Source organism: Nocardia aobensis NBRC 100429, from assembly GCF_000308375.1.
In the GTDB taxonomy this organism is placed as follows: domain Bacteria; phylum Actinomycetota; class Actinomycetes; order Mycobacteriales; family Mycobacteriaceae; genus Nocardia; species Nocardia aobensis.
Genome location: NZ_BAFQ01000245.1, coordinates 1 through 4,694 on the forward strand (window position 1 = coordinate 1; position 4,694 = coordinate 4,694).

The 4,694-nt window shown below is 71.2% G+C and carries 1 protein-coding gene and 1 pseudogene; both read right to left on the bottom strand.

What is annotated here, in order from left to right; translation table 11 throughout:
- Positions 1–365, bottom strand: a pseudogene (locus RJ03_RS27515) (esterase family protein); the annotation flags it as partial.
- Positions 366–558: 193 nt separating this feature from the next.
- Positions 559–4,694: condensation domain-containing protein (locus tag RJ03_RS27520; protein ID WP_157163503.1), on the bottom strand; the 4,136-nt coding region annotated here is incomplete at its 5' end.

Genomic DNA, 4,694 nt, shown 5'->3' on the forward strand with positions numbered 1-4,694 from the left:
ATGGGCTGCACGACGTTGACGTTCTTGTCCGACAGGAAGCCGTTGACGATGTCGGTCTTCTTCTGCCACGACGCGTCGTCCTCGCCGCCGCCCGCGCCGTTGAGCAGATACAGGGTCGGGCGCGGCACCGAGGCGTCGGCGGGGCGCTGCACATCGACCGGGAAGGTGCGGTTCATCGCCGCCGAGTGGACGTACAGCCGGATGCTGCGGTCGTCCTTGTAGGTGGCCTTCTCGATCCGCGATCCGTCGGGCGACTGCGGGTCGGCCAACAGAGACTTCGAGGCGATGACCGGATCGTCCGCCGAGGCGGACGTTGCGCCGACTCCGGCCACGACGCCTGTGAGGACTCCGGTGGCCGCGAGCACGGCAGCAGCTCTCAGACCACTACGCCGGAAGTGTCGACGAATCAATGTTCACACCTTCGCTATCTGCTCGAATTCGGTTTCAGCTTTCCGCGGGGCGCCCGGCGAGGCGCCACCCGGACGGTCGAGACCTCGCCCGACCCTACGGCCTATCTAGTCGTCTGACCAGACCGGTCCGTTACGTATGCGCCGCCCATCATGCCGGAGACGGCCCCTCCGGGCGAGGACCGGCCCCGCGCGCCAGCGGTGGCCCGAGGTCGGAAGGCGCCGCCGATCCGGCGGCCGCCGACACGTCGAGGTCGGCGAGGTCCGCCTGCGGCGTCTCGACGAACCGGGCGACGAGTGCGGCGAGTCGTTGCGAGAAGGCGCCGGCGGCGGATTCGTCGAAGACATCGCACGCGTATTTCAGGGTGACGCGAAGCTGGTTGTCGCGCACCACGACAACGGTCAGCGGATAGTCGAGATCGTCCGCTACGGCGAATCCGGTCACCCCGACGCCGTCGACGGCCAGCCGGTCGAGTACCTCGCGATCGACCGGGAACGATTCGAATACGACCAGGGAGTCGAACATTCCGCCCACACCGGCGGCATTCTCGATATCGCGCAGCCCCAGACAGCAGGATTCGGACAGCGCGGACTGTTCGGCCTGCATGCGGGTCAGCAACTCGGTCACGGTGCCCGAGGACGCCGCGCGCAGCCGCACCGGAACCACGGTCCGGAACGACCCCACCATCGCCGCCACTCCGGGCAGGGCCGTGGGCCGGCCGGAAACCACTGCGCCGAAGACGATGTCGTCGCGGCCGGTCTCCCGCGCGACGACCAGGCCCCAGGCCGCCCGCACCACGGTGTCCACCGATACGTTCAGCCGGACCGCGAGTCGGGTCAGGCGCTCGGTGTCCGCGGCCGACAGTTCGAAGCCCACGACGCCCGTCTCGTTCGAGCGGGCACGACCCGCCTCGGCCGGGGCCAGCAGCGTCGGTTCGGTGACTCCGGCGAGTGCGTGCCGCCACCGCGCGCGTGCGGTGGTGAGATCCTGTGCGACCAGCCACCGCAGATACTCCGCGTGCGAAACGGATTTCGGCAGCTGTCGGGTCCGCGTGCCCACCGCGTAGCGCGTCAGCAGATCCCGGACGAGCAGCGACGCCGACCAGCCGTCGATCAGCGCACGATGGCCGGTGATCAGCAGGCGGTAGGCCGCGGCGGGCAACCGCAGGAAGGTGAAGCGCAGCAGCGGCGCCCGATCCGGCTCGACATGCTCGGCGGAGTCGAGTTCGGCGATGCGCGTCGCCTCGGCCTGCGCCGCGTCGACTTCGAGATCGGTGAGATCGATACCGCGCCAGGCGACGTCGACCCGGGACGACACGACCTGGATCGGAGTGCCGGCGTGGTCGGCGGTGAAGGCGACGCGGAGGGCGTCGTGGCGCTCGAGCACGGCTTGGGCCGCAGCGCGCAACCGGGACTCGTCCACGGAGCCGTCGAGATCCACGGTGACCCTGGTCAGCGCCGGGCCCGCCGGGGAGTCGGCGCGGGCGGCCAGCATATCCGCCTGCGCCGCGGGTACCGGCCAGACATCCGCCAGGTTCGGGTAGATCTGCGACAGTTCGGAGATCTCGTTCTGCTCCATCCGCACCAGGGTGAAGTCCGACACCGTGAAACCGCCGGCGTCGGGGCGGGTTCCGTGTTCGGCCAGACCGCCCAGGGCCCGAACCCATTGCCCGGCGAACTCTTTCACCTGATCGACGGTGAAAGCCGATGCCGCGTAGTCGAATCGTGCCAGCAGGCCGTCGTCGGTCGCGTCCACGGTGATGTCGAGCAGCACATCGCCGGGCGGCGGTCCCGGATAGGGCCGGGCCGGACGCAGATCCCGGTAGCGGAAGGCGGTGCGCCCTCGGGCCGCCGCGGCCAACTGCGGACCGGTCCGCGGGTTGAGATAACGCAGCAGGCCGTAGCCGACCCCGGAATCGGGTACTGCGCGGCGCAACTCCTTGATCCGGCCGATGGCCACGCCGGCAGCGGGGCCGCCGAGCAGAGCCTCGTCCACATCGATCCCCGCAAGGCCCACGAGCAACGGGTGGGTGGCCGTGAAACCGCCTGCGGTAGTGGCGTATTCCGTTCCGCACACCGCGCGAGCGTCGGCCGGCAGCTGCACCACGGCACCGATCAGGTCGCCGGCGGTGCCGCGGGGCGTGGGTTCCTGCGCCAGGGCGAACGCGGTGAGCAATACCTCCTCGATGGTGGCATGGTAGGCCCGCGCCACCGCGTCCACGGCGATCGCGCCCTCGGCGGTGATCACCAGCGAAACCCGGCCGCGCGCCGCGAGATCGAGCCCCTGAATCGGGGCGTCGGCCGGGGCGGGCCGGAGATGATGGTGCCACCAGTCGAGTTGCTCGACGGTGTCGGCGGCGTTCGCCCGCTCGTGCAGGACGCGACTGAATCCGATCGGACCGGCGTCGACGGCCGCGGGCGCGGAATGGCCGCCCGCCCAGGCGTCCGACAGCTCGTCGACCACGATGCGCCAGGACGTATCGTCGATGACCAGGCAGTTCGCGACCACGACCACATTGGCCGCCGCGTCGCCGCCTTCGGGCGACGGGATCAGCCCGAAGGCGATGTTGTGCCCGCTCGCCGGATCCAGTTCCCGGCCCATCGCTCGGACCGCCAGATCGACGGCCTCCGAGCCCGGCGCGAACTGCCGCAGCACCGCCGCCGGGGGCGTTTCCGGAATCACGAACACTCCGGCCTCGTCGTCCAGCCGCGCCGACAGCATCGGATGCCGCTCGAGGACGCCTGCCACCGCTTCCCGGATCCGCTCGGGATCGCAGTCGGACGGAAGGTCGACCACGATCGCCTGCTGCGGCAGCGTCGACGCTTCCAGTCCCAGCAGCCGAACCGCCATCGGCGGCAACGGCATCGGCCCGCCGGTGGTGGCCGGCGCCTCGATGATCGCGACGCGGGCGAGCGATTCGATCGTTCGCGCGGTGAACACGTCGCGGGGGGTGAAACGCAGACCCCGGGTGCGAGCCCGCGCCGCGAGTCGAACGGCGAGCTCGATGTCACCACCCAGTGCGAAGAAGTCGTCGGTCGCGCCGACGTGCTCGATCCCCGCCACCTCGGCGAAGATTTCGGCGATCAACTGTTCGGCCGGGGTTTCCGGTGCTCGGTGCTCGATCGCCGGGCGGCCGGCGCGCGGTTCGGTACGGCCCACGTATTCCAGCGTCGGCACACCGCGCTGCCGGCGAACCACGTAACCGGTGCGGAACAACCGCTGCCCGGGTGCCCCGCCGGGATCGGCGACGAACCGGGCCGCGGTGGCACCGGGGCGGTCGTGATATCCCCGCGCCAGCTGGACACCGCCGAGATACAGCTCACCGGCCACTCCCGCCGGCACCGGCCGCAACCGTGCGTCGAGTAGTACCGCGTGTACGCCTCGGTTCGGCGCAGCGATCGCCGGCACCGCATCGGGCGCGGCCGCCTCGCCCACGGCGAAGGCGACGGTGCTCTCGGCGGCGCCGAAGGCGATGTGCACGCGGGGATCCGGGCCCTCGGGGCCGTTCTGCCACCACGCCGGTGCATCGGCCCCGACCGGCTCGGCACCGGTGAGGATGATCTGCGCCGACTCCGGTAGATCGCCGTCCAGTGCGGCGAGGGTCGGCACGTCGAGAACGGCATGCGTCACCTCGCGGTCGCGCATGACCCCGGCCAGTTCGGCGCCTCCCGCGATATGCGGCGGCACGATGACCAGCGGCCCGGCCACCCCGACGGCGAGCACCAGCTCGAGCAGCGCCGCGGCATGCGCGGGCGACGCGAAGGCCAGGACCCGAGCGGCCGGGCCCGGCTCGTAGCGCTCAGCGAGTTCGGCGCTCAGGTTTCCCAGCCCCGAGTGCGTGAGCACGACGGCGCCCAGCCGGTCGGCGGCATCGTCGGAATCGGGAGCGTAGAGCAGGCACGCGGCATTGTCCGGATGCAGCGCGACCGTGCGGTCGGCATCGGAAATCGGTGCGCCGGAACAGGAGTCGACCTCGTAGGCGAACCTCGGGTCGTCCAGCACGATCCAGCCGCCCGCGGTGTCCGGTAGCCGCGCGCCCGCGGCTCGCACCGTGACGCCGAGGTCCGCGCGACAGTCGGACACGATCCGGGCGATCCGGTCGGCGGGACCGCTCGGATCGATCGGCACGAGCACCGCGCCCGATTTGACCACCGACCACAGCGCCACCACAGCTTCGAGCGAACGTCCGATGGCCACCGCGACCCGGACATCCGGGCCCGCCCCCAGTTCGATCAGCAGCCGGGCCAGTTTGGTCGAGGCCAGGTCGAGCTGGGCGTAGGTGAACG